Here is a 26,986-nt window from a genome sequence, read left to right on the forward strand (position 1 = left end):
ATATGATTACTAAAAAGCTTGATAAGAAAAACGTTGAAGATATGCTGGCTCTGACTGCAATGCAGGAAGGGATTCTCTTTCACTATTTAAGCAATCCCGGCAGCAGTCAATATTTTGAACAGCTGAGCATGAGGATCACCGGAATGGTGAGTATAGAACTAATAAAAAAGGCATGGAATTTTGTTGCTCAAAACAATGAAATACTAAGGACGGTTTTCAGGTGGGAGAAGCTTGAAAAGCCTGTTCAAGTTGTACTAAAGGATTATGAAATTCCAGTCAGGGTATATGATTTTTCAGACCTCAGTAAAGATGTGCTTTTAGAACGGATTGAAGAATTAAGGAAGATGGATAGAAAAGAAAATATCGATATTGCTAGTGAACCCTTCAGGATAACTTTAGGCATACTGGGAAATCAGCAGTGTGAGATGATAATATCAAGCCACCACATACTATATGACGGCTGGAGCAATGCTATCCTTATCAAGGAGTTCTTTGAGGCTTACCAGGCATTTTATGAAGGACAGGAGCCTGTAAGGAATGTAAAGAACAAGTACAGGGAGTTTATTAAATGGCATCAAAGTCTTGGACGCATAGGTGAGCAGTGCAGCGGCAGCGAAACGACCAGCCTAGGACGCATAGGCGAGCAGTGTAGCGGCAGCGAAACGACCAGCCAGGATGTAAATGTACCAAAAGACTATTGGAAAAAGTACCTTGAAGGGTTCTACGATAGGACCTTGCTGCCATGGGATAGAAGAAAGCATGGAGATATTGTAAAGGCTGATGTTTACACATATCAATTTCCTGAAAATACTGCCCGAAAGCTCAATGGTTTTGCCAGGGATAGAAAAGTAGCTCCGGCATCAATTCTGTATGCAGCTTGGGGAATTTTGCTTCAAAGATATAACAATACCGACGATGTAATCTTTGGTACGACTATATCGGGAAGGACAGCAAAAATCAAGGGAATTGAAAATATGGCAGGGCTTTTTATAAACACCCCACCTTTAAGGTTAAAATTAAATCCCGGTGAGTGCGTAAATGAGATGCTCGATGGAATTGAAACAAATATCCGGGAAAGAGGACAATTTGAAAATACTCCGCTTATAGATATAAAATCATGCAGCAGCATGGATAGTAAAGAATCACTGTTTGATTCAATAATAGTAATTGAAAATTATCCTCTCGATAAAGAATTGAAAAGCAGGGATGGCATTTTAAAATTGGAATCCTATTCAACCTTCGAGATGACAAATTTTGATATAGCTGTTGCAATCTCGTTATTTGAAGAAATAGAAATAAAGTTCATATATAACGGAGATTTGTTCTATAAGGAAACAATTGAAAGAATGGCAGGTCATTTTGCAAATATAATTGAGAGTATGGTTGCCAACTCAAACCTTGAAGTTTCAAAAATAGATATTCTGTCAAAAGCAGAAAAGTATATGATTCTGGAGAGTTTAAACGACACCTCTTCAAAATATCCTTGTGATTTGACTTTAAGCCAGCTGTTTGAGCAGCAGGTTGAAAATGCGCCGGAGAATATTGCACTTTCCTATGAAGGTAGGGAAATCACCTATAGAGAGTTGAATGAAAGAGCTAACCGTTTTGCAAGATACTTAAGAAAAAAAGGGGTTAAGTCTGAAAGTATTGTAGGCGTTTTACTCGAGAGATCCATAGATATGATGGTTGGTATAATGGGAATTTTGAAGGCAGGTGGGGCATATCTTCCTATAGATCCTGACTATCCGCAAGAAAGAATTGCTTCAATTATCAGTGACTCAGGTACACGCTTTCTGGTTACGGGTATGGAATTGAAACAAAAACTTTTGAGTACAGGTATATTGGAAGGTTCTGCAATAGAGGGTCTTATAATTGATGAACCAGGTAGTGGTTTTGAAAATGAAGATGGCGGAAATATTGAGTGTATAAACAATTCTTCAAGCCCTGCCTACGTTATGTATACATCAGGCTCAACCGGCACGCCGAAGGGTACTGTTACTACACATTACAACATCAGCAGAGTAGTGAAGAATACCAACTATATAGATATTACACACAAGGATACCTTGCTACAGTTGTCAAACTATGCGTTTGACGGCTCTACTTTTGATATTTTCGGGTCTCTTTTGAATGGAGCAAAGCTTGTCCTGGTAAGCAGGCAAACTGTGCTGGATATTATTAAGCTGTCTGGCATTATCGAAGATGAAAAAATAAGTGTTTTCTTTGTAACGACGGCTCTATTTAATACTCTGGCAGACCTTAATGTTGAGTGTTTTAAAAACGTTAGAAAGGTGCTTTTCGGTGGCGAAAGGGTATCGGTGCCACATGTCAGAAAAGTATTGGAATATGTAGGCCCGGGAAGACTGATTCATGTTTATGGACCTACTGAAAGCACTGTTTTTGCGTCATATCATTTTGTAGATAAAATTGAGAGCGACGCAGGGACTATACCTATTGGAAAACCTTTATCAAATACTAAAATCTATATTGTAGATAAGAATAATAATTTACAGCCTTTTGGAGCACCGGGCGAATTATGCATAGCAGGAGACGGACTGGCAAAAGGATACTTGCACCGTGATGAACTTACAAAAGAAAAGTTTGTTCAAAGACCTTTATTTGGAGAAGACAATAACCAGAGTATCGAGGTTGGAAAAAATAACTGCGAAATAATGTACAGAACCGGTGATCTGGCAAAATGGCTTTCAGATGGCAGTATAGAGTTTTTAGACAGAATAGATACTCAGGTGAAGCTAAGGGGTTTCAGAATAGAACTTGGGGAAATTGAGTCAAAGCTTTTGGAATTTGAAGGCATAAAGGAAGCTGTGGTGCTTGCCAGAGAGGATAAAAAGAGTAACAAGTATCTGTGTGCATATTTTACTGCACAAAAAGACATTGATTTATCATTCCTTCGTGAGCACTTACTGGAAAAACTGCCCGTTTATATGGTGCCGGCTGACTTTATAAGGCTTGAAATTATGCCGTTAAATTCAAACGGTAAGATTGAAAAAAAGGCATTGCCTGAGCCTCAAACGCATGAAGGAGGAACGGATTATGTTGCTCCTGAAAGTGCAACAGAGAAAAAGCTGGCTGTATTGTGGCAGGAAGTATTAGGAGTTGAAAGGGTAGGGACAAAGGACAATTTCTTTGAATTGGGTGGTCATTCATTGAAGGCCACAGTTCTTGCTGCGCGTATACATAAGGAATTTGATAAGTCAGTTCCTTTAGGACAGATACTCAATGCTAAAAATCTCAGAGAACTTGCACAGTTAATGGATGGTGCAGAAACGAGCATATATTCACAGGTAAAGCCTGTAGAGAAAGATGAGAATTATTTAAAAGTAAAATATCCGGAAGGAGTTTATCCGGCATCGTCTTCACAGAAGAGAATGTTTGTACAACAGCAGTTTGATGGAATAGGTACAAGTTACAACATTCCTCTGGCTATGACTGTCGAAGGCAGAATTGATCCCGAAAAGGTAGGTACGACTTTTGAGGCTCTTATAAAAAGGCACGAGCCTTTAAGAACATCTTTTGAGATTTATAACGGAGAAATAGTTCAAAGGGTGCATAAAGAAGTTGAATTTAAGCTCATTTGCATGGAGTCTTCACAAGAAAGTATTGACAGTGTACTTAAAAAGCTTATACTTCCGTTTGATTTAAGTAACGCTCCATTGCTTCGTGCTGCATTAGTTAAGATACATGACAGCAAGCATTTACTTTTGCTTGACATGCATCATATAGTATCCGACGGTATTTCAGCTACTGTACTTATGAGAGAATTTGGAGAGATTTATAATGATATTTGCCTTCCGGAATTAAAAATACAATACAAGGATTTTTCATACTGGCACAATATTTTTCTTGAAAGTCCTGAAATTAAAAAACAGCAGGAATATTGGATGAACAATTTAGCAGGTGAAATTCCTGTTCTTAATATGCCTTGTGATTTTAACAGATCAGATAGCAGAACCTTCGAAGGGGATATTGTAGAGTTTAAGCTTGATACAAAAGTTTCGTCATCATTAAACAGTATGGCTAAAGAATATGGGGTGACTTTAAATACCCTGCTTATATCGGCTTATACAGTTCTTTTATACAGGTATACAGGTCAGGAAGATATTATAATCGGTTCACTTGTAGCCGGAAGAAGACATCCTGATGTGGAGAATATGATAGGAATGTTTAATAACTTCATTCCTGTAAGAAACAGATTAAAACCTGACAATACCTTTAAAGAACTTGTAAATATAGTAAATGGCTCGGTGTTCGGAGCTTATGAGAATCAGGATTATCCCTATGACATGATGGTAGAAAAATTCGCATACAGGACAGAACGTTCAAGAAACCCACTTTTTGATACAATGCTGATTTTCCATAACGAGCTTGAAAAAGATATCAAGCTTGGTATAGAGGGGCTTAATTTTAATCTCCATAAGACTGTTTCCAATACTTCCAAGCTGGATTTTAAACTTGATGTATATACCGGTAAGTCAGGTGAACTGGAATGCATAATTGAGTATAATACAGGACTATTCAGAAAAGAAACGATAGAAAGGTTTTCAAAACATTTTTCAAATATAGTATCTAAAATAATTGAAAACTCTGATAAGCAAGTTTCAACGATAGAAATGATATCAGAAGATGAACAGGAACAGATACTGTCAGATTTCAACAACACGAAGTGTGAATATCCAATGAATAAGACTATAGGCCGGGTATTTGAAGAACAGGTTGAAAAGACCCCTGACAGCATAGCGGTAATCTTTGAAAATGAGAAGCTGACATACAGTGAACTTAACAAAAAAGCGAACTCGCTTGCCAGAGTATTGAGAGAGCATGGTGTTAAGGGTGACAGCATAGTTGCTATAATGCTTGAACGCTCAATAGAAATGATGGTAGGAATACTGGCGGTTCTCAAGGCAGGCGGCGCCTATCTTCCGATAAGCCCTGAATATCCTGACGAAAGAGTCAGGTATATGATCGACGACAGCGGTGCCAATATACTTTTGACAAAGAACAATGCTTATGGTGTACAGTTTGCAGATGAAGGCTGTGAGGTTTGTAAAGTTACTGTTTTAGACCTGGATGATAAAGCTCTGTATAGTAGTGTAGGTTCAAACTTGGATGAGATAAATACATCAAGGAACATTGCATACGTAATATATACATCAGGCTCTACAGGAAAGCCAAAAGGAGCTATGATAGAGCATTATTCCGTGATAAACAGAATAAACTGGATGCATAAAAAATATCCAATAGGAGAACAGGACGTAATACTTCAAAAAACACCTTATACCTTTGACGTGTCTGTGTGGGAACTGTTTTGGTGGTTTTTTGCAGGAGCAAAGGTTTGCTTCCTGATACCGGGAGGAGAGAAGGACACAGGTGCAATAACTGAGGCAATAGAAAAGAATAAAATAACGACGATGCACTTTGTTCCGTCAATGCTTAACATGTTCTTAGAATATATGGAAAATGAAAAGAATCTGAACAGGATTTCAAGCCTGAGGCAGGTATTTGCCAGTGGAGAAGCATTAGGAACTAAACAGGTGCAAAGGTTTAACAGGCAGGCAGGACATAAATTCGGAACAAAGCTTATAAACCTCTATGGTCCAACGGAGGCAACAGTGGATGTATCGTACTATGATTGCCCTTCCGAAGGTGATATCGAACTAGTACCAATAGGCAAGCCAATAGATAATATAAACCTTTATATAGTGGACAAACATAACAACCTTCAACCAGTTGGAATACCGGGTGAACTTTGTATTGCAGGTGACGGATTGGCAAGAGGATATCTCAACAGGCCGGAACTTACGGCAGAAAAGTTTGTTCCAAACCCGTTTAATGAGGGAGATAACTTAATCAATTCGAAAAGGATGTACAGAACAGGAGACCTTGCAAGATGGCTTCCTGACGGTAATATAGAGTACCTTGGAAGATTGGATCACCAGGTAAAGGTAAGAGGTTTCAGAATTGAACTTGGAGAGATAGAAGATGAGCTATTAAAACACGAAAGTATAAAAGAAGTAGTGGTAACAGCAAGAAAGGATAAAGACGGCAGCAGCTACCTTTGCGCATATCTGGTATCTGACAGGGAGCTCACACCGGCAGAGCTGAGAGAGCATCTAACGAAGAACCTGCCTGAATACATGGTTCCGTCATACTTTATAAGACTTGAAAAGATGCCACTTTCTCCAAATGGAAAAGCTGACAGAAAAGCACTTCCAGAGCCTGCAGGTAATGTAAATACCGGTGTAGAGTATGTAGAACCTGTAAGTGAAGATGAAAAGAAGCTGGCTCATATATTACAGAATGTACTTGAATGCGACAGAGTAGGTCTTAATGATAATTTCTTTGAACTTGGAGGACATTCACTAAAGGCGGCTGCACTTGTATCTAAGATACATAAGGAGTTTAATGTTCAGATTTCCTTAGGTGAAATATTTAAAGCTCCTACTGTTAAGGGGATTATAGAAAATATCAGAAAATCTGAAAGAGATATATATTCTTCCATTATGCCTTTAGCGGAAAAAGATTACATGGATTTAAGCGGGGAGTTCTGCGTATATCCGGTGTCATCGGCACAAAAACGTATATTTATTCTTGAACGTATGGGCAGCCTTGGTACTGCATATAATCTGCCGGGTATAATGACCATTGAGGGAAGAATAAACAAAGATGCATTTGAAAATGCGTTTGTACAATTAGTTAAGAGGCATGAAACTTTACGGACTTCTTTTGATTTTATAAATGGTGAGCCTGTACAAAAGGTATACAAGAATGTAGAGTTCAGCATGAGTTTTGATGAAGTGCCACAGGATTATACAGAGGAAATAATAAAAGGATTTATAAAAGAATTTGACCTTGGTATGGCCCCTCTGTTTAGGGCAAAACTTGTTAAAATCAGTGAGGAAAAACATCTGCTTATGTTTGATATGCACCATATCATATCGGATGGGGTTTCTACGGTTATACTGGTTAAAGAGTTTATTGAACTATATAGGGGAGCTGATTTGCCGGAACTTAATGTCCAGTATAGAGATTATGCAGCATGGCAAAATAAGCTGTTTGAGACTGAGCTTATCAGAGGGCAGCAGGAATACTGGAAAGAAGTTTTTACAGGAGAGATACCTGTGCTCAACATGCCGCAAGATTATCCAAGACCAACAACGCAGAGCTACAAAGGTGACAAAATAACCTTCTCCATATCCGGTGAATTGGCAGAAAACTTGAGGACTGTAGCTGCAAACACAGGTGCAACAATGTATATGGTGCTTCTTGCTGCATATAATATCCTGCTTCACAGATACACGGGTCAGGAAGATATTATAGTAGGATCACCAACAGCAGGCAGACCCCATGCCGATCTGGAAAATCTTGCAGGAATGTTCGTTAACACACTTGCATTGAGAAATTACATTTCAGGAGGTAAGAATTTTAGTTGTTTCCTCGATGAAGTAAAGAATAATGTATTAAGTGCACTGGAAAATCAGGATTATCAGTTTGAAAAATTAATAGATGATCTGGAATTAAAGAGGGACTTAAGTAGAAATCCTTTATTTGATACTCTGTTTGTACTTCAGAATATGGGGATACCTGAAACAGATGTTAATGGGCTGAAGTTTATACCTTTTGAGTTTAAGAATGGGGTTTCAAAGTTTGATATCACTTTGGAAGCAGTTGAAATGAGTGAAAGTATCAGATTTAACCTCGAATATTGTACAGCTATATTTAAAAGAGAAACAATGGAAAGGTTTACAAAACACTTTGAAAAGATACTTGAGCAGATTGTAAAGAATCCTGATATAGAGATTTCCAGAATAGAAATGATGGCAGAAGATGAACAGGAACAGATACTGTCAAATTTTAACGACACAAAGTGTGAGTATCCAATGGATAAGACTATCAGCAGGGTATTTGAAGAACAGGTTGAAAAGACTCCTGACAGCACTGCGGTAATCTTTGAAAATGAGAAGCTGACATACAGTGAACTGAACAAAAGAGCTAACTCGCTCGCTAGAGTGTTGGGAGAGCACGGCGTTAAGGGTGACAGCATAGTTGCAATAATGCTTGAGCGCTCAATAGAAATGATGGTAGGAATACTCGCAGTTCTAAAGGCAGGCGGAGCCTATCTTCCGATAAGTCCGGAATATCCTGACGAAAGAGTCAGGTTTATACTTGAGGACAGTGGAGCCAATATACTTTTGACAAAGAACAATGCTTATGCTGTACAGTTGGCAGATGAAGGCGAAGTTACTTGCAAGACTACTGTTTTAGACCTGGATGATGAGTCTCTATATAGTGGTGTAGGTTCAAACTTAGATGAGATAAATACATCAAGAAATCTTGCATATGTAATATATACATCAGGCTCTACCGGAAAGCCAAAAGGAGCTATGATAGAGCATTATTCCGTGATAAACAGAATCAACTGGATGCATAAAAAATATCCAATAGGAGAACAGGACGTAATACTTCAAAAAACACCTTATACCTTTGACGTGTCTGTGTGGGAACTGTTCTGGTGGTTTTTTGCAGGAGCAAAGGTCTGCTTCCTGGTACCGGGAGGAGAGAAGGACCCTGGTGCAATAACCGAGGCAATAGAAAAGAATAAAATAACTACAATGCACTTTGTTCCGTCGATGCTTAACATGTTCCTTGAATATATGGAAAATGAAAAGAATCTGAACAGGATTTCAAGCCTGAGGCAGGTATTTGCCAGTGGAGAGGCACTAGGAACAAAACAGGTGCAAAGGTTTAACAGGCAGGCTGGACTTAAGTTCGGAACAAAGCTTATAAACCTCTATGGCCCAACCGAGGCAACGGTGGATGTATCGTACTATGACTGCCCTTCTGAAGGTGATATCGAACTAGTTCCGATAGGCAAGCCAATAGATAATATTAAGCTTTATATAGTAGACAAACATAACAACCTTCAACCGGTTGGAATACCGGGAGAACTTTGTATTGCAGGTGACGGACTGGCAAGAGGGTATCTCAACAGACCGGAACTTACGGCAGAAAAGTTTGTTCAAAACCCATTTAATGAGGGAGATAACTTAATCAATTCGAAACGGATGTACAGAACAGGAGACCTTGCAAGATGGCTTCCTGACGGTAATATAGAGTACCTTGGAAGATTGGATCACCAGGTAAAGGTAAGAGGTTTCCGAATTGAACTTGGGGAAATAGAAGAAGAGCTATTAAAACATGAAAGTATAAAAGAAGTAGTGGTAACAGCAAAAATGGATAAAGACGGCAGCAGCTACCTTTGTGCATATCTGGTATCTGACAGGGAGCTTACACCGTCAGAGCTAAGAGAGCATCTGACAAAGAACCTGCCTGAATACATGGTTCCGTCATACTTTATACGGCTTGAAAAAATGCCTCTTTCTCCAAATGGAAAAGCTGACAGAAAAGCACTTCCTGAGCCTGAAGGGAATGTGAATACTGGTGTAGAGTATATAGAGCCAACAGGAGTAATTGAAACAAATTTGGCTCAAATCTGGCGAGAAGTATTAGGTGTTGAAAATGTAGGCGTAAAAGATAATTTCTTTGATTTAGGTGGCAATTCACTGTTGCTTATAAGGATGCATTCAAAGATTGAAACCCAATATGCCGACAAGGTCAAGGTTACTGATATTTTCTCTAATCCAACTATATCAAAACTTGCGGAGTTTATTGAAAAAGCTGGAACAGAAAAGAAAATTGTGAGTTTAAAGTATGTGGAAATACCTGGCCAATATTTTACCGGTAACAGCGTTGATATTAATGGCTCTGTTTTCAGGTTCAGTTTAGCTGATGAAGTACTGGACAGCCTTAAAGAAATGGCTAATAGGGAAAAAATCGAGATAAACGATATATTGCTTTCGGCATACATATACTTATTTGCTCAGATATCTAATAAACATGAAATTACTGTACAAGTTTTGGTCGATGATGGCGTGGTGTTACCATTGGACATAAATCTGAGTAACGTTGATAGTTTCGGAGAATTGGGCAGGCAGATTAATAAAAAGAATATTGAGGCTTTTGATGGGCGCTATAACTTATACGATCTCAACAAAGAAACAGCGGCATTTAAAGGTGATAATGAAATACTACCTTTATTCTATAACAAAAAAGATTTAAACAGGACAAGAGATCTCGCCGATATTTATGACTTTGTACTTGAGTTAAGTAATGAAAATGGGCGGCTTTGTCTGGTTTGTGAATACAATGGAGCAAGACTTAAAAGCGATAAGGTTAAGGAAATGATTAATCAGTATATAAAAGTGGTTCAGTTTATCGGAAGTTCTAAATAGTGCGAGGCAAAGAACTAAAATTTTGAAGGTATTACAACGGGGGGTAAAAAGGTTATGCAGAAAAAAATAAGGTGGGGAATATTAGGATGTGGAAGGATTGCAGAGAGCTTTGCAGAGAGTTTAAAATATGTGGCTGATGCAGAATTAATAGCTGTAGCATCAAAAACAAAAAGCAAAGCATTGGAGTTTGCCAAAACTTTTAGCGTTGAATATTGCTATGATAACTATCTTGATTTAATTAAAAACCAATCTGTTGATGTTGTATATGTAGCAACCACACACAATTATCACTACGAAACATGTGTTCTTTGTATAGAAAACAAAAAACCTGTATTGTGTGAAAAGCCTTTTACTGTTAATTCAAAACAAGCTGAACAGTTAATTGCAATTGCAAGACAAAACAAAGTGTTTTTAATGGAGGCAATGTGGACAAGGTTTTTGCCTTGTGTTATGGAAATTGACCGCACGATCTCAGAGGGCACAATCGGAGATATTAAGATCTTTAAAGGTGATTTTGGGATTGGAGCTAAAAACCGTGAAAGTTGCCCTAAATACTACTTTGATCCTTACTTAGCTGGAGGGGCATTGCTTGACATAGGGGTTTATCCTGTTTCCTTTTCTCGGATGGTGTTTAAAAAATCCCCTGAGAAAGTAAAAACTTATGGATATATAGGGGATACAAACGTAGATGAGCAGGCTGCATATATATTTGAATACGGTGATGGCAAAATGGCAGTGTTATCTTCCTCCTTTATTGTTGATATGCCCCATGATGGCTTGATATGCGGTACAAAGGGTTATATAAGAATTCCAAACTTTTCCCGGCCAACAAGATTTTTTGTAAAATTGACCGATCAGGAGGAGAAGGAGATTGAAATACCCTTTGTATCTAATGGGTTAAATTATCAAGCAGAAGAGGTCAACCGCTGCTTGAGGGAAGGAAAGCTGGAGAGTGAAATTATGCCGTTAGATGAAACGCTTGAAATAATGGAGACTTTAGATAGGTTGCGTGCAGAATGGGGACTAAAATATCCTGTCGAGTGAAACGAAAGGAATGATAATAATGAAGAATAGCTTAAATATACAAGTTGATGAACTTATGTCAAAAATGTCTCTAAGGGAAAAGATTGGACAAATTGTTCAGATTGAGACACATAGACTTATGCAGGAACCATGGGATGATCGGTTGTCTGAAGAGGAATGGCTGAGAATCGAAAACAACTTAAATTATAATGCGATAAACAAAGTTTTGATTGAATACAATATTGGCTCAATTATGAGCGGTGGTTCTGCTGCACCAAGAAATACCGTTGAAGGATGGGTTGAGCTTATAGGCACAGTTAAAGAACGCGGTTCAAAAACAAGGCTCAAAATACCAATAATGTATGGCTTAGATGCTGTCCATGGCTTTAACTATATAATCGGGGGAACTATTTTTCCTCACAATCTTGCTGTTGCTGCAACATGGAATCCGCATATTGCAAGAATGCAGGCAGAAATAACTGCTAAACAGATTTCTGCTGTAGGAGTTGATTTAAATTATGCACCTTGTCTGGACGTTGCAAGAGATCCAAGATGGGGAAGAACATATGAAACCTTGGGTGAGGACCCATACCTTGCCTCAGTTATTGGAAAAAGTTTTGTTGAAGGAACTCAAAGCACTTCCCAGGTAATGGCTTGTGCAAAGCATTTTATTGCATGCAGCAGTTCCGTTAATGGAAAAGATCGAGGCCCTGTTGATATTTCTGAGAGAAGTTTGAAGGAAGTTCATATTCCACCTTTTAAAGCTGCAATAGATGCTGGTTTAGAGATGATAATGATAAGCAGTGTTGAAGTGAACGGGACTCCGGTTCTGATTTCAAAATGGCTGGTTAACGATATACTTCGAGGTGAGCTTGGATTTGAAGGAATTATTACTTCAGACTGGGGCGATGTAATTAAACTATACGATTATCATAAAGTGTGTCCAACAATCGGGGAGGCTTTAGTTAAGACTATCAATAACGGTGTGGATATGATAATGGCACCTGTAGATTTAAACTATGTTGATTTAATTGAACAAAACGTTAATAACGGCAGAATACCTTTAAGCCGAATAGATGATGCAGTTAGAAGGATTTTGAAAGCAAAATTCAAATTCAATATGTTCAATAAAGAGCCTAGTGATATTGTACAGGCGAGGAAAACGATACTATCCGAAGAAGCCAAAAACGCAGCATTAATAGCTGCTCGGGAGTCGATTGTACTTTTGAAAAATGAAGATTCTATTCTTCCACTTTCAAAGGACATAGATTCTATTTTAATTGTAGGTGAAGCTGCGAACTGTCGAAGACATCTTTGCAGCGGATGGACAATGGTATGGCAGGGAGCTAAAGAGGAACAATTAATAAGCGGAGAAACTATTTTAGATGCTGTTAAGTCCAGAGTATCTTCTGAAGCAAAGGTGGAATTTATCGAAGATTATTCTGATAAAGGGAAAATTAAAAAGGCTGCTGAAAAATCAGAAGTTTGTATATTTGTTATCAGCGAACAACCTTATGCAGAGTGGTTTGGAGATGTTCAGGATTTACAGCTGCCGGAAGAACAATTTGAAGCGTTAAAATTCCTTCATGCTGCTGATATACCTATTATAACAGTGTTGATAAGCGGAAGACCTTTAAAAATGTCCTGGGCTGCTCAGAATGTAAACTCTCTGCTATGGTCATGTTTCCCGGGAACAGAAGGCGGAAGTGCAATAGGTGATGTTATATTCGGAGAGTACAATCCTTCCGGATGCTTGCCGGTTTCGTTTCCAAAAGACGATTCTCAGTTGCCATGCGTCTATAATTCAAGGATAAACACCAGGTACGAACCTTTGTATCCTTTTGGATATGGTCTTAGTTACACTGAGTTTGAATATTCCGATCTAGTACTTCCGGACAGTGTATCAGAAAATCAAGAATTTGAGGTTAGTGTAAATGTAAAAAATATAGGGCGTGTATCCGGTGAAGTGAGCGTGCAATTATATATTCATGATTCATATATATCGGTTACCAGACCTGCAAAACAATTACTGGCATTTGATAAAGTTTTCTTAGAGCAAGGGGAAGAAAAGAAAGTAAGTTTTAATATACTTCCGCAACAGCTTTGTGTATTAAATGAGAGTTTGGAATTGGTATCCGAACCAAGAGTAATTCAGCTTCAAATAGCTGATAAAACAGGCAAAATACAGATATGCAATTCTTGTCAAAAAGGTTAGTTAAAAAAAATATTATAATTGGGGGTAAGCAGGAAATGAAAAAGTATTTGATTATGTTAGGTAATTTATTGCTCTACATAGGTACGTATTTTTTGATCATCAAGTCTCTGGTTTTTGTAGGAAGGAATTATGTTTTACCTCAACCGGGTATTGGACCTTGGCTTAATAAAAACTCTCTTGTTGTAACTGTTACAAGTGATTTGATACAGTTCACCATTTTTTACTTCATGTTTAAGAAGTTAAAGGGAAAAAGCCTGTTTGAACATGTTAAGCTGACAAAAAAAATCAGTGCAGGTAATCTGGCAATTATTTCGATTATTGGAATAAGCGCAGGATTCTTTACTTCAGCGGTGTTCAAGCTTCCCTATATTACAGAGAAATACCCAGATTTGGTAGCTATAATGAAATTTATGTTTGTAGATGGCGGAAATGTTGTAGTTTTCACGTGTTTCCTTCTTGTAGGTTCAGTGTTTAAGGAAATATTGTTCCGAGGTTTGATCTTTAATGAATTCAGAAACGCTTTTCCGCTTGCTTTAGCGGTATTGCTTCAAGGTCTTATGTATGGCATTTTATTCTTTAGCTTTAGTCCGCCATTAATGGTATATGGTTTTATAGGTGCAGTATTGTTTACTATTTTGTATGTATTAGTTGATTCACTTTGGGCACCGATAATTGCACAGGCTACTTGCCAGGGGAGTATGTACATTCTGATGATTACAGGAGATGTATTTGTAAATAAGAATACTGTTATCCCTTTGATTGTTATAAGCATGATTATTATAGTAGCAGGGACCGTTTATATGACAAAGAAGACACGTAAAGAATTAAATTCAATTTCCGTTTAAAAGAAGGCTTGCAGTTTAAGATAAAGGATGAATACCAGGGGGAGAGATTCGATGAAAAGATATTTAAAAATGATAGGATACATCGCTTTATATATTGTAATTTTATATGGAGCTCTAACCGGAGTACAGTGGTTTGTTTTTAACATTTGCTCAAAAAACAAGACACTTAGTGATTTCCTTTGGAGTAATAAAACGCTGTTCAGTTTTTCAATTTCAATTATTTCGGTTTCAATTTATTATTTGATTTTCAAACTCAGAAAAAAAAGCTTGTTTAAAGTGTGCAGCTTTTCAAAAATAAGTACCAAAACTGTATTAGGCATAGCCGGGATGGGTTTCTCAATGAGCATATTTACTACATGTTTTACAGGTATAAGTGCTGTTAACAGGGCATTTCCACAGTTTGAAACCTATATGAAAGGCTTTTTTGAGTCAAAGGGAAGCGTTTTCATACTGATAATTATGCTGGTTGTTTTGCCAATGTTTGAAGAAATAATATTCAGGGGAATGATTTTTAATGAATTAAGGCCAAACATCCCGATTGTTGCAGCGGTTATTATACAGGCAGCAATATATGGAATACTTCAATTCAACCCGGTTTTAGGAACTTATGCTGCAGTGGGCTCGATTGTTTATGTGCTTCCATATATCTGGAGCAGATCTCTGTGGGGGTCAATACTTGTTCAGGATACGTGCATTATGAGTCTGTTTATATTAAGAAGGTCCGGTATCAAGGAGCTTATATTGAGTACCGGTGATACAGGCCTCATATTATTAACGTTAATTGGGATAGCCGGAATAGTTATTTCTGCATACTTCGTTTGGAAAAGCTGCAATAAACAACATAATGAAGGAGTAAAGATTCCTGCAAATATCATGCCTGAATTAAAGTAGAAATTATTAAATACATCAAGTAGAAAGGGCAAAAAGGAGGTTAAAATGCTGGATTTAAATTTAGTTAAAATGGATAGCACATTGGATCAATCTATTGGGGAGATAGAAGAATTATCATCAAAAGATATAGCTATAATAGGCATGGCAGCAAGACTTCCCAAAGCACAAGACATTGAACAGTTCTGGGATAACATGAGAAATGGTGTTGATTGTGTCACAGAATATCCTGAAAGCAGAAGAAATGATGCAGAGTGCTATTTAAAATACAAAAATCCTCAAATAAAGGAAATAAAATATATTAATGGTGCTTACCTTGACGAGATAGACAAATTTGACTATAAATTTTTTAACATCTCTCCTAAAGAGGCAAGCCTTATGGATCCTAACCAGAGGTTGTTTTTGCAAACTGCCTGGGAGGCGGTTGAGGATTCGGGATACGGAAGTAAAAAGCTTGAAGGTAGTGAAACCGGGGTTTACGTAGGTTATGTCTCAGGACTTGAATACAAAAAATTTGTAACTGATGTCGAACCTTCCTCTGCAATGGCAGCAGTTCCCGGCAATATTTCAGCGGTGATAGCCGGAAGAATAGCCTATATGATGGATCTTAACGGGCCCGCTGTAATGGTAGATACAGCGTGTTCCTCAGCACTTGTTGCAGTTCACATGGCATGTATGGGTTTAAGAAACGGAGATTGTGAAATGGCTCTTGCTGGCAGTGTCAAGCTAAACCTATTGCCTCTTAAGTCCAGTGATAAGTTAGGAATAGAATCTGGGGATGGCAAAACAAGAGCTTTTGATGATAGCTCGGATGGTACAGGCATGGGTGAAGGGGTACTGGCTGTATTACTAAAGCCCTTAAGTAAGGCGTTAAGAGATGGGGACAGAATATATGCTGTTATAAAGGGAAGTGCAGTAAATCAGGATGGAAGGTCCATTGGCCTTACAGCTCCTAATGCTGCGGCACAGGAGAAGGTGCTGCTGAAAGCCTGGAAGGATGCAGGTATTGACCCTGAGACAATTACGTATATAGAAACTCACGGTACAGGAACAAAGCTTGGTGATCCAATAGAGATAGACGGAATTGGAAGAGCATTCCGGAGATACACTGACAAAAGACAATTCTGTGCTATCGGAGCTTTGAAAACCAATATCGGGCATCTGGACAATGCAGCTGGAATAGCAGGTATGGTAAGGGCAGCTCTGGCACTTGAAAGAAGAGAGATACCTCCTATCCTTCACTTTAATAAACCAAACAGTAAAATAGACTTCGAACAGTCTCCGGTATATATAAACAAGGAGCTTAAAAACTGGGAAGCTGGATATCCAAGAAGATGTGGAGTTAGTGCTTTCGGTCTTAGCGGTACAAACTGCCATATCGTATTGGAAGAGGCTCCTGCAGAAATCGAAACAGCAGGGACGCAAAACGAAGCTATAAAGGTATTGGCTCTTTCAGCAAGAAGCGTTGAGGCCTTGAGAACGCTAATTGAAAAATACGCGCAAATGGCTAAAAATGAAGATGGACAGTTATTAGAGGATATCTGTTATACAGCCAATACAGGTAGAGGACATTATGAGTACAGGCTTGCATTAATGCTCAAAAACAAAGAAGATTTCAAAGATAAAATTAATAAAATAACAGCTTCGGATATAACCAAAATCAGTAATGAATGGCTTTTTTACGGAGAATATAAAGTATCAAAGGCTGTAGAACATGAAGCTGGTGATAAAAGCAGAATTGCCAATACGAAACTTAAACAGTTTGCTATTGAGGGGAAGAAAGATACAGCTTTATTGGCTGAAATATTAAAGCTTTATATAGAAGGTGCAGAATTAGAATGGGAAGAGCTCTACAGGGAAGAACGAAGAAAAAAGGCATGTATTCCTGTTTACCAATTTGAAAGAACAAGGTGCTGGCTTGAAGTACCTGAGCTTCCAGCAATGACTGAAAAACAAGCTGATTTGATGTGCTCTGAAGAAGAGAAAATACAAGTTGATGGCAATAGCAGTGAAAATGCAAACACTTATGAAAGTGTCGTGCTAAAAGGAAAGGAAAATGGCAGTTACACTAATACTGAAGTAGTTGCTGCGCAGGTTTGGGGTGAAGCTTTGGGATACAGTGAGATAGATATCCACGAAGACTTTTACGAACTTGGCGGAGATTCCATAATTGCAGGAACAATAGCAAACAGAATGAGTAAACAATTGGGGACCATTATTAAACCTGCTTTAATAATGGAATATACAACAATTGAGGAGTTAGCGAATTATATCGATAAAACTTCCTGCATTCAAGCTCAAGGGAAGAAGAACTGGATAAATATTCAACCTGTAGAAAAGGCAGATTACTATCCTGCTTCTTCAGCACAAAAAAGACTTTACGTAATAGGACAGCTAAAAGGAATAGAAGCTTGTTACAACATGCCTGGGGTTATGATGATTGAAGGTAATCTGGACAAAGATCGGTTAGAGCAAGCCTTCCAAAAGCTTATAAAAAGGCATGAAACTTTAAGGACATCTTTTAAGACTATAAATGGCGAAATTGTTCAAATGGTACATGAGGATACAGGTTTCAGGCTTGATTATTCCGAAATGAAGAATTTATCAGGGGATGAAGAGGTGGCTATCAGAAATTTGATGCAAACCTTTGTAAGACCATTTGATTTGGAAAAAGCTCCGCTTCTTAGGGTAGGGCTTGTAAAGCTGGATAGTGAAAGACACGTAATGATGTTTGATATGCACCATATAATATCGGACGGAACTTCTATGGCTATATTGGTCAGAGAGATTATTGATTTATATGATGGAAAAGCTTTACCTGAACTTAAGATTCAGTATAAGGATTTTTCCGATTGGCAGAACAAGGTGCAAAGTTCCGGCGAATTAAAGAAACAGGAGGAGTATTGGCTAAAAAGATATGAGGGAGAAATTCCGCTGCTGGATATGCCTTATGATTATCCAAGGCCGGCAATTAAGACTTTTGATGGAGACAGGCTGAATATCTTTATCGAAAAGGAGCTTACAAAAGAAGTTAACAAACTCGCCGAAGACTCTGGATCAACTCTTTATATGGTGCTTTTGGCCGCATACAACATTCTTCTTTCAAAATATTCGAACCAGGATGATATTGTTGTCGGTTCTCCAATAGCTGGAAGATCTCATTCAGACCTTGAAAATATAATAGGCATGTTTGTAAATGCACTGCCAATGAGAAGCCATGTTCAATCGGATAAATCCTTTTTAGAGTTCATCGCAAGTGTCAGGGAAAATTCCTTGAAGGCTTATGAAAATCAGGATTATCAGTTTGAAATGCTTGTAGAGAAGCTGAATATTGATGTAAAGCCTGGAAGAAATCCGTTATACGATGTAGGGTTTGTTCTTCAGAATATGAAAATGCCGGAGATGAATGTCAGTGGATTGAGATTTATACCCTACAGGGACGAATCCAAAATCTCCAAAGCTGATCTGACAATTCTTGCAACAGAAGAAGGAGAGGTTATAAGTCTTGTTTTCGAGTACTGTACAGTCTTATTTAAGAAAGAGACTATAGAACGAATGTCAAAAGACTATTTGAAGATATTAAAAATAGTGACCTCGGAACGAGAAATCAAGATTGGGGATATTGAGCTTTTAGATAAGGTTGAAAAGAACAAGATGATTTCTAAAATTCAAAATGTGGGAGAAATTTTCGAAAAGCTTTTAGATGAGGATTTCGGGGTTATATGAAAAGCATGATTACAAAGTACTCGCTTAAAGGGGGAGACAACACATGAATACAAATATTCTGAATTCATACAGAGAGTTTGAAAATGCAAGAAAATATTGGGAGTCCAAGCTTGAAGGAGACATCAATGAATTAAAAATCCCGACAGATTACCCAAAAACAAACGATTGCATAAGAGCACATTTTAAAATGGACTTTGATGGAGAATTATCTGGAAAACTGTTGGCTTTTAGTAAAAATCAGGGCTTGCTGTTATATATAATTATGATGGCAGGATTAAAGGTTTTACTCTACAAGTATACCGGACAGGAAGATATAATAGTGGCATCTCCGGTTTATAATGAAGAGGAGATAGAAAAACTTAACAAGTATATAGTTCTTAGGGACTCCCTTAAGGAGGAAATGCCCTTTAAAGATTTGCTTATGAATGTAAAACAGACAGTTTCTGAAGGCTACAAGAATCAGCATTATCCTGTTGAAAAGCTGATAGAGCAGATTGAGGATAATAGCGGCAGCTTGCTTATGATTAAAGTTGCTTTGAGTATGGAAGGTATTCACAAGAAAGAATCACATGAAGATATTTTGAGTTCTTCATTGAATTACTTCAATTTCTCAGTCATTAAGGAAGAAAACAAAATAAGTGTCAGGACAACATACAATTCCTGCCTTTTTAAAGAGGATTCAATAAAGGTTCTTTGTACAAGATTTGAGAATGTTCTAAAACAAGCTATAGGAGACTTGAATAGAAAACTCAAGGACTTTTCAATAATAACAGAAGAAGAAAAGAGAAAGATATTATTTGATTTCAATAACACTACAGCAGACTATCCTCACGACAAAACCATTCATCAGTTATTTGAAGAACAAGCAGCAAAGACACCTGACAATATTGCTGTTGTTTTTAAAGACAATAAATTGACCTATATGGAACTGAACAAAGAAGCAAACAGACTTGCAAACTATCTGATTGCAGAGCATTGTATCAGACCTGATACCCTTGTGGGGCTGTTTGTTGAAAACAGCATTGAACAGATTATAGCCATTTTAGGTATTTTAAAAGCAGGGGGGGCATACGTTCCCATATCGACAGGTCTGCCTGAGGATCGCATTAAAACAATAATCAATGACTCGGAAATCTGTCTTATGATATCAACCGCGAAAAATATAAAGATGTTAAACAAGCTTCAGTGGGAGTGCAAGACCTTGGAGTCTTTCCTGTGTATCGATACTAAAGATATTTATGCTGAGCATGAGGCAGAAGAAAGTGGATTGATGGATAGAAAACTATGGGAATACATAGGTGAGAGTTCAACGGATGAAATCACCGGAGGCGGCTGGGCAAGCAGCTACACTGGTGAAGCATTGTCAAAAAGAGAGATGGAGGAATACGCGGATAATGTTTTTAAGAAGCTTAAGCCTTATCTGAACCCGAACACAAGAATACTTGAAATTGGCTGTGCATCAGGTATAAGTATGTTCAGAATTGCTCCTCATGTAGGCATGTATTATGGCACTGACCTGTCCGGCGTTATCATAGAGAAGGACAGAGAAAGGGCGAATAGTGAAAACCATAGGAATATTAAGCTGAAGTGTCTTCCTGCTCATGAAATAGATAAGGTTGATGAAAAGGATTTTGATATTGTTATAATCAACAGTGTTATTCAGGCTTTCAGCGGACATAACTACTTAAGGCAGGTAATTAAAAAATCCGTAAACCTTTTAGGACAAAAAGGAATTTTGTTTATCGGGGATATAATGGATCAGGACAAAAAGTACGATTTGCTTGATTCACTGCTGGAGTTTAAGAAGCAAAACCCAGAATATGACACCAAGACTAATATTAGCGAAGAATTATTTGTCTCCAGGAGATTTTTAGAAGATATGCCGGTAGAAATGAAAGAAATAAAGGGAGTACATTTTTCTACCAAGATACACACTATAGAAAATGAGCTTACAAGGTATCGTTATGATGCCGTCATGCAAATTGATAAGGAGAACGGAGAATTCGTAAGTTTCAAGAAGAACCGTTACCAGTATGATTTAAGAGCGTTAGAGGGATTTGATGATACTTGTCCTGAAACTTCTGTGACAAATAAAAATCTTGCCTATATAATTTATACCTCAGGTACTACAGGAAAGCCTAAAGGTGTAATGATAGAGCACAAAGGTGTGGCAAATCTTAAATCGATATGGAAAGATGTAATCGGTTTAAGTGAAAAGGATCGGGTAGTACATTTTGCAAACATATCTTTTGATGCTTCAGTATGGGATATATTTTCCGGTCTGTTGACCGGTGCAGCACTTTATATAATGCCGGAGGATGTAATTGGCAGCTACACCAAATTTGAAGATTTCCTGAATAAAAACGGTATAACCTTTGCGACTTTGCCGCCAACTTATGTTGTGAATCTAGACCCTGAGAAGGTAAATTCGTTAAAGAAACTCATAACAGCTGGTTCGGCTTCCGGTATGGATATGTTTATAAAATGGAAAGACAGAGTGGAATACAGAAACGGGTACGGACCAACAGAATCAACTGTATGTACTACTCTTTGGAAGTATGACAAGGAATACAAGATTGCCAATTCTGTTCCAATAGGAAGGCCTGCAAATAATATCAGAGCGTATATAGTTGATAAGAACAACAACCTCCAGCCTATAGGTATAGAAGGTGAGTTGTGCGTAGCAGGAGTATCCCTTGCCAGAGGATATATGAAAAGACCAGAACTTAACTTAGAAAAGTTTATTGAAAGTCCTTTTTTACAAGGAGAAAGGATGTATAAATCAGGAGACCTCGCAAGGTGGCTGCCTGACGGGAATATTGAATTTTTGGGAAGGAAAGATGATCAGGTAAAGATAAGGGGATTCCGTATTGAGACAGGGGAAATAGAATTTCAACTTCTCCAGTATGGCGGAATTAAGGAAAGTGTAGTTGTTGCCAGAGGAGATGAAGATAAATATCTTTGTGCTTATTTTACTACTGATGAGAAGATTGCTGTAGCGGATCTGAAGGATTTTCTGGCAAAAGGATTGCCGGATTATATGGTGCCATCGTATTTTATACAATTAGACACTATGCCACTGACCTCAAACAGTAAAATAGACATTAAAGCATTGCCGCATCCAGAAGGCAGAAAGGATACGGGAACTCAATATGTAGAGCCTCAGAATGATGTAGAAGAGGAATTGGTTAAAATATGGCGAGACATTTTAGGCGTGGAAAGAATCGGTATTGATGACGACTTTTTTGAGCTGGGAGGCCATTCTCTGAAAGCTACAGCTTTGGTAACAAATATACACAAAGTATTTAATGTTGAAATTATGCTTAAGGAAGTATTTGAATTCTCTACTATAAGAGGACTTGCAGTGCTTTTACAAAAGGCGAAAAAGAGTGTTCATACGTCTATAGAGCTAGCTGAGGTTCTGGAAAGCTATCCAGAAGGATGTTACCCGGTTTCATCTGCTCAAAGGAGACTTTACTTTGTAAACCAATATGAGGGCATAGGTACAGGCTACAATATGCCTGCGGCTGTTGCAGTAGAGGGAAAGCTTGAAAAAGAACGGCTGGAGAAAACCTTTAGTATGCTTATAGAGAGACATGAGTCTCTGAGGACTTCCTTTGAATGTATTGAGGGTGAAATTTATCAGAAAATTCATAGTGACACAAACTTAAATATTGAGTACATAAACATAGATGATTGCACTGAAGAAAATGTAACTTTTGAAAATGAAAGCTTGAAGAAAATTATCAAGGAATTTATAAGGCCCTTTGATTTGAGTAATGTTCCCCTTCTTAGGGTAGGGGTAGTTCAGACAGGTATTGATAAATATGTCTTAATGTTTGATATGCACCATATTATTTCTGACGGTATGTCAATGAATGTTCTGGTAAAGGAGTTTGCATATCTTTATTGCGGTCAGGAGCTTCCTGATTTAAGAATACAATACAAGGATTATGCAGTATGGCAGAACAAGTTGTTTACAGGCGAAACAATCAAAAAACAGGAAGAATACTGGATTAGCAAATTTGAAGGTGATATACCGGTTCTTGATATGCCGTATGATTTTGCAAGGCCGACGGTACAAAGCTTTGAAGGGGACAGAATAAACTTCAGACTTGACAGGGAGCTTACAGCAGGGCTAAATGAACTTGCTTCAAAAACGGGAACTACATTGTATATGGTAATGCTCGCTGGATTTAATGTTCTGCTTTCAAAGTATACCGGGCAGGAGGATATAGTTGTAGGCTCGCCTACAGCGGGAAGACACCACACAGATCTTGAAAGTATAATTGGTTTCTTCATAAACACCCTTGCTTTAAGGAACTATCCGAAGCAAAGCAAAAAGTTTATAGAGTTTATGAAAGAAGTAAAGGATAACACTCTCGCAGCTTTCGATAATCAGGATTACCAGTACGAACAATTGGTTGAAAAGCTAAATGTACACAGGGATTTGAGCAGAAACCCATTGTTTGATGCAATGTTTGTTATGCAAAACATAAGTAATAGTGAAATAAGCATTAAGGAACTGAAATTTACGTCCCTTGACATTGATTATAAGACCTCCAAGTTTGATCTTAAGCTTGAGGCGATGGAATGGGATGATGGAATACGGATGGGTATAGAATACAAAACAAAGCTGTTTGAAAAAATAACAATGGAAAATTTGGCTAAGCATTATATTTATATCCTTAGATCCATTGTCAATAATCCTGAAGCTTACATTTCGGAAATAAGCTTAATGGATGACGAAGAAGAAAAAGAGGTAGTTTGGAACTTTAATCAAAGCACGGCAGATATAGAAGATACAAGGGATATAAAACAAATTTTCGAGGATCAGGCAGCAAGGACACCAGATAAAATTGCATTGGTTTGTGGGAATGTAAAACTGACTTTCAGACAGTTAAACGATATGGCAAATAGTTTGGCCTGGCTGCTTGTAAGCAAAGGAATCAACCCCGGTGATATAATAGGCATTTTAACAGAGCAATCACACATAATGGTAATAAGCATTCTTGGTGTCTTGAAAGCTGGAGGAGCATATCTGCCATTAGATTCTGAGTTCCCAAAAGAAAGAATCGAATACATGCTTGAAGACTGTGGAGCAAAGATACTGATAAGCCAAGAGAAATTCTCGAAAAGGATTTCTTTCAAAGGCGAAGTAATTGATTTGGATTGTGAAAATGAATACAAAGAGCACAGTTCGGACCTTCCGGATATAAGAAAAAATACAGATACAGCATATGTCATTTATACCTCCGGAACTACAGGAAAACCTAAAGGTGTAATGATTGAAGATCAAAATCTGGTTAACTACGTCAACTGGTTTGAAAATAAGTTCAGCATAGGTACTGAGGACAAAACAGCAATAGTTTCCTCATTGTGTTTCGATCTGTCATATACTGCTTTTTATTCAGCTTTGATGTGTGGAAGTGAAATACATTTGATTTCCAAGGATGTATACTCAGATCCGCAAATGCTGATTCCATACCTTAAAGAGAACAAAATAACATACATAAAGTCAACTCCGTCTTTGTTTAATATAATGGTGAACTCCGGCGCATTTGCGACTCCGGAAGTTTGCAGTAACCTTAGGCTGGTTGTGTTAGGTGGCGAAAAAATAAACTTAAATGATGTAGAAATGTTTAATAAATTATATCCCGGTACTATCCTTGTGAATCACTACGGTCCAACTGAGACAACTATAGGTGCAATAGCCCAGGTTATTGATTTTGAAGAATTTGACCTTTACAAGCAGCATCCAGTCATAGGTAAACCTATTGACAATATGAGAGTGTATATTCTTGATAAAAACTTAAGACCTGTGCCTGTAGGAGTAAGGGGCGAAATATATATTTCGGGAGCAGGCGTGGCAAGAGGGTATCTAAACAGGCCTGATCTTACTCAAGAGAGATTTGTTCAAAATCCTTTTGTAGATGAAGCTGCTGACTCTAAGAATGATAAGTTCGCTACAATGTATAGGACCGGAGATATGGGTAAGTATTTAGCCGATGGAAGCATAGAGTTTATAGCCAGAGCTGATAACCAGGTGAAAATCCGCGGTTACAGGATTGAGCTTGGAGAAATTGAAGAACGTCTATTAAGGTATAAGTCTGTAAACGAGGCATTTGTAACTATTAATGAAGATGGAAATCTGGATAAACATATTGTGGCTTATATGGTTTGCAGTGAAGAACCTAATGATATGGAAATCAGGGAGTTCATGGCGATGCATCTTCCAAACTATATGATACCTTCGTACTTTGTGAGAATTGAAAAGATGCCCCTAACTTTAAACGGTAAAGTAGACACAAGAGCACTTCCTGAGCCGCAAAGGAACAAAGATTTTAATTGTGAAATGCCTTCTGATGAAATAGAGATTAAACTTGTCCGGATATGGCAGGAAATCTTAAATACAAAACAGATAGGCGTAAATGATAATTTCTTTGAAGTGGGAGGACATTCTTTAAAAGCTGCCACTATGGTTAACAGAATTCATAAGACTTTTAATGTGGAGATACAGCTAAAGAATATATTTACTCTTGGAACAATAAAGAATCTTGCGAAATTTATCAGAAGTTCTAAAAACAGTATTTATTCATCTATAACTCCGATAAAGCAAGAAAGCTATTATGCCATTTCATCAGCTCAGAGAAGGATGTTTGTGCTCAGCAGAATTGAAGAGTCGGGTGTGGCATACAATCTCCCGGGAGTAATAGAGGTCAGAGGAAAACTATGCAGGGAACGTTTTGAAAAGGCGTTTAACGAGCTGGTCAGAAGACATGAATCTTTGCGTACGAGCTTTGAATTGGTTAATGAACAACCTGTCCAGATTGTTCATGAAAAAGTGGACTTCAATATAGGATACACAGAAGTTTATGAAAGCCAAGTCAATGAAAAAATTAAAGGCTTTATAAGACCGTTCAACTTGAGAGAACCGCAGTTATTCAGGGTGGAACTCGTGAAAGTACTGGATGAAGGCATAAGTCAGGAAGACAGATATATTTTAATGTACGATATGCATCACATCATATCTGATGGGGTATCAAGAAAAATCCTTATAGATGAATTCTTTTCATTATACCAGGGGAAACATCTTGAACCGTTAAGGCTGCAATATAAAGATTTTGCAGCATGGCAAAACGAGTTGTTTGAATCAGAAGAAATTAAGCTACAGGAAAAATACTGGCTGGAAAAGTTCAAAGGAGATATTCCGGTAATAAATTTGCCAACTGATTTCAAGAGACCCGATATTAAGGGCTTTAGCGGCAATAATATAAGTTTTAAAGCAGGAAACGATCTGGCATTGGAGTTAAAGCAACTTGCTTTGGAAACAGGAACTACACTTTATATGGTGCTTTTATCTGCTTACAAGGTTCTTTTATCAAGATATTCCGGTCAGGAAGATCTGATAGTAGGCTCTCCTATTGCAGGAAGACCTCATGCAGATCTTGAGAATATCATTGGGATGTTTGTAAATATGATCTCAATAAGAAGTTTTCCGGCAGGTGATAAAACTTTTGCGGAGCTTCTTGAAGAAGTCAGGGAGGATTGTCTGAAAGCCTATGAAAATCAGGAATACCAGTATGAAGAACTGGTAGAAAAGTTGAGTGTCAAAAGGGATATGAGCAGAAATCCACTGTTTGATGTATCCTTTACCTTACAGAACCTTGACATAGACGTGATAGATGTAGAAGGTCTGAAATTTGAACCCTATAAGTTTGAAAGCAGTGTATCAAAATTCGATTTAACTCTTTGGTGCGGAGAAGCGCAGGGTGATATAGAGTTCATAATGGAGTACTGTACAAGCCTCTTTAAAAAAGAAACTATCGAAAGAATGTCACAGGATTATCTCAGAATATTGGAATGTATCGTCAAAGATGCAGAAATTAAAATTAAGGACATAAAGCTCGGAAATAGATATGTAAAGCGTGAAAAGGTTTTGGTAAAAGATGTAGAGTTTAGTTTTTAAAAATCTGATC

Annotated in this window: 7 protein-coding genes; all 7 read left to right on the plus strand. The window is 37.8% G+C overall.

Annotated elements, in window-relative coordinates; translation table 11 throughout:
- Positions 1-2 precede the first annotated feature (2 nt).
- Genes ACECE_RS0218845 through ACECE_RS32670 form a run of 7 tightly spaced genes read left to right on the plus strand, consistent with a single transcriptional unit; the run spans position 3 to position 26,976 of the window.
- Positions 3-10,310 carry a non-ribosomal peptide synthetase gene (locus ACECE_RS0218845; RefSeq protein WP_010250065.1) on the plus strand — a complete coding sequence of 3,436 codons (10,308 nt, stop codon included), beginning with the start codon at positions 3-5 and terminating at the stop codon, positions 10,308-10,310.
- Between the two features lie 54 nt (positions 10,311-10,364).
- Entirely contained in the window at positions 10,365-11,354 is a 990-nt protein-coding gene (locus ACECE_RS0218850; RefSeq protein ID WP_010250067.1) for a Gfo/Idh/MocA family protein, read from the plus strand.
- A gap of 19 nt (positions 11,355-11,373) precedes the next feature.
- Positions 11,374-13,548 (plus strand): glycoside hydrolase family 3 N-terminal domain-containing protein, encoded by a 2,175-nt coding sequence (locus tag ACECE_RS28175; protein ID WP_010250069.1) that lies wholly within the window; start codon positions 11,374-11,376, stop codon positions 13,546-13,548.
- 35 nt (positions 13,549-13,583) lie between these two features.
- On the plus strand, positions 13,584-14,393 hold the full coding sequence (locus tag ACECE_RS0218860; protein WP_026073913.1) for a CPBP family intramembrane glutamic endopeptidase: 810 nt from the start codon (positions 13,584-13,586) through the stop codon (positions 14,391-14,393).
- Between the two features lie 51 nt (positions 14,394-14,444).
- Positions 14,445-15,284: a CPBP family intramembrane glutamic endopeptidase gene (locus tag ACECE_RS0218865; RefSeq protein WP_010250073.1), complete on the plus strand. Its 840-nt coding sequence runs from the start codon at positions 14,445-14,447 to the stop codon at positions 15,282-15,284.
- Positions 15,285-15,329: 45 nt separating this feature from the next.
- Positions 15,330-19,007 carry a condensation domain-containing protein gene (locus tag ACECE_RS0218870; protein WP_010250075.1) on the plus strand — a complete coding sequence of 1,226 codons (3,678 nt, stop codon included), beginning with the start codon at positions 15,330-15,332 and terminating at the stop codon, positions 19,005-19,007.
- 43 nt (positions 19,008-19,050) lie between these two features.
- Complete coding sequence (locus ACECE_RS32670; protein WP_010250077.1) at positions 19,051-26,976, plus strand: non-ribosomal peptide synthetase; 7,926 nt, start codon at positions 19,051-19,053, stop codon at positions 26,974-26,976.
- The last annotated feature ends 10 nt before the right edge of the window (positions 26,977-26,986 follow it).

This window comes from Acetivibrio cellulolyticus CD2 (assembly GCF_000179595.2).
GTDB lineage: Bacteria > Bacillota > Clostridia > Acetivibrionales > Acetivibrionaceae > Acetivibrio > Acetivibrio cellulolyticus.

Coding starts and splice junctions, on each gene's coding strand:
- ACECE_RS28175 (WP_010250069.1), top strand. CDS start 11,374: ATGAAGAATAGCTTAAATATACAAGTTGATGAACTTATGTCAAAAATG.
- ACECE_RS32670 (WP_010250077.1), top strand. CDS start 19,051: ATGAATACAAATATTCTGAATTCATACAGAGAGTTTGAAAATGCAAGA.
- ACECE_RS0218850 (WP_010250067.1), top strand. CDS start 10,365: ATGCAGAAAAAAATAAGGTGGGGAATATTAGGATGTGGAAGGATTGCA.
- ACECE_RS0218860 (WP_026073913.1), top strand. CDS start 13,584: ATGAAAAAGTATTTGATTATGTTAGGTAATTTATTGCTCTACATAGGT.
- ACECE_RS0218870 (WP_010250075.1), top strand. CDS start 15,330: ATGCTGGATTTAAATTTAGTTAAAATGGATAGCACATTGGATCAATCT.
- ACECE_RS0218845 (WP_010250065.1), top strand. CDS start 3: ATGATTACTAAAAAGCTTGATAAGAAAAACGTTGAAGATATGCTGGCT.
- ACECE_RS0218865 (WP_010250073.1), top strand. CDS start 14,445: ATGAAAAGATATTTAAAAATGATAGGATACATCGCTTTATATATTGTA.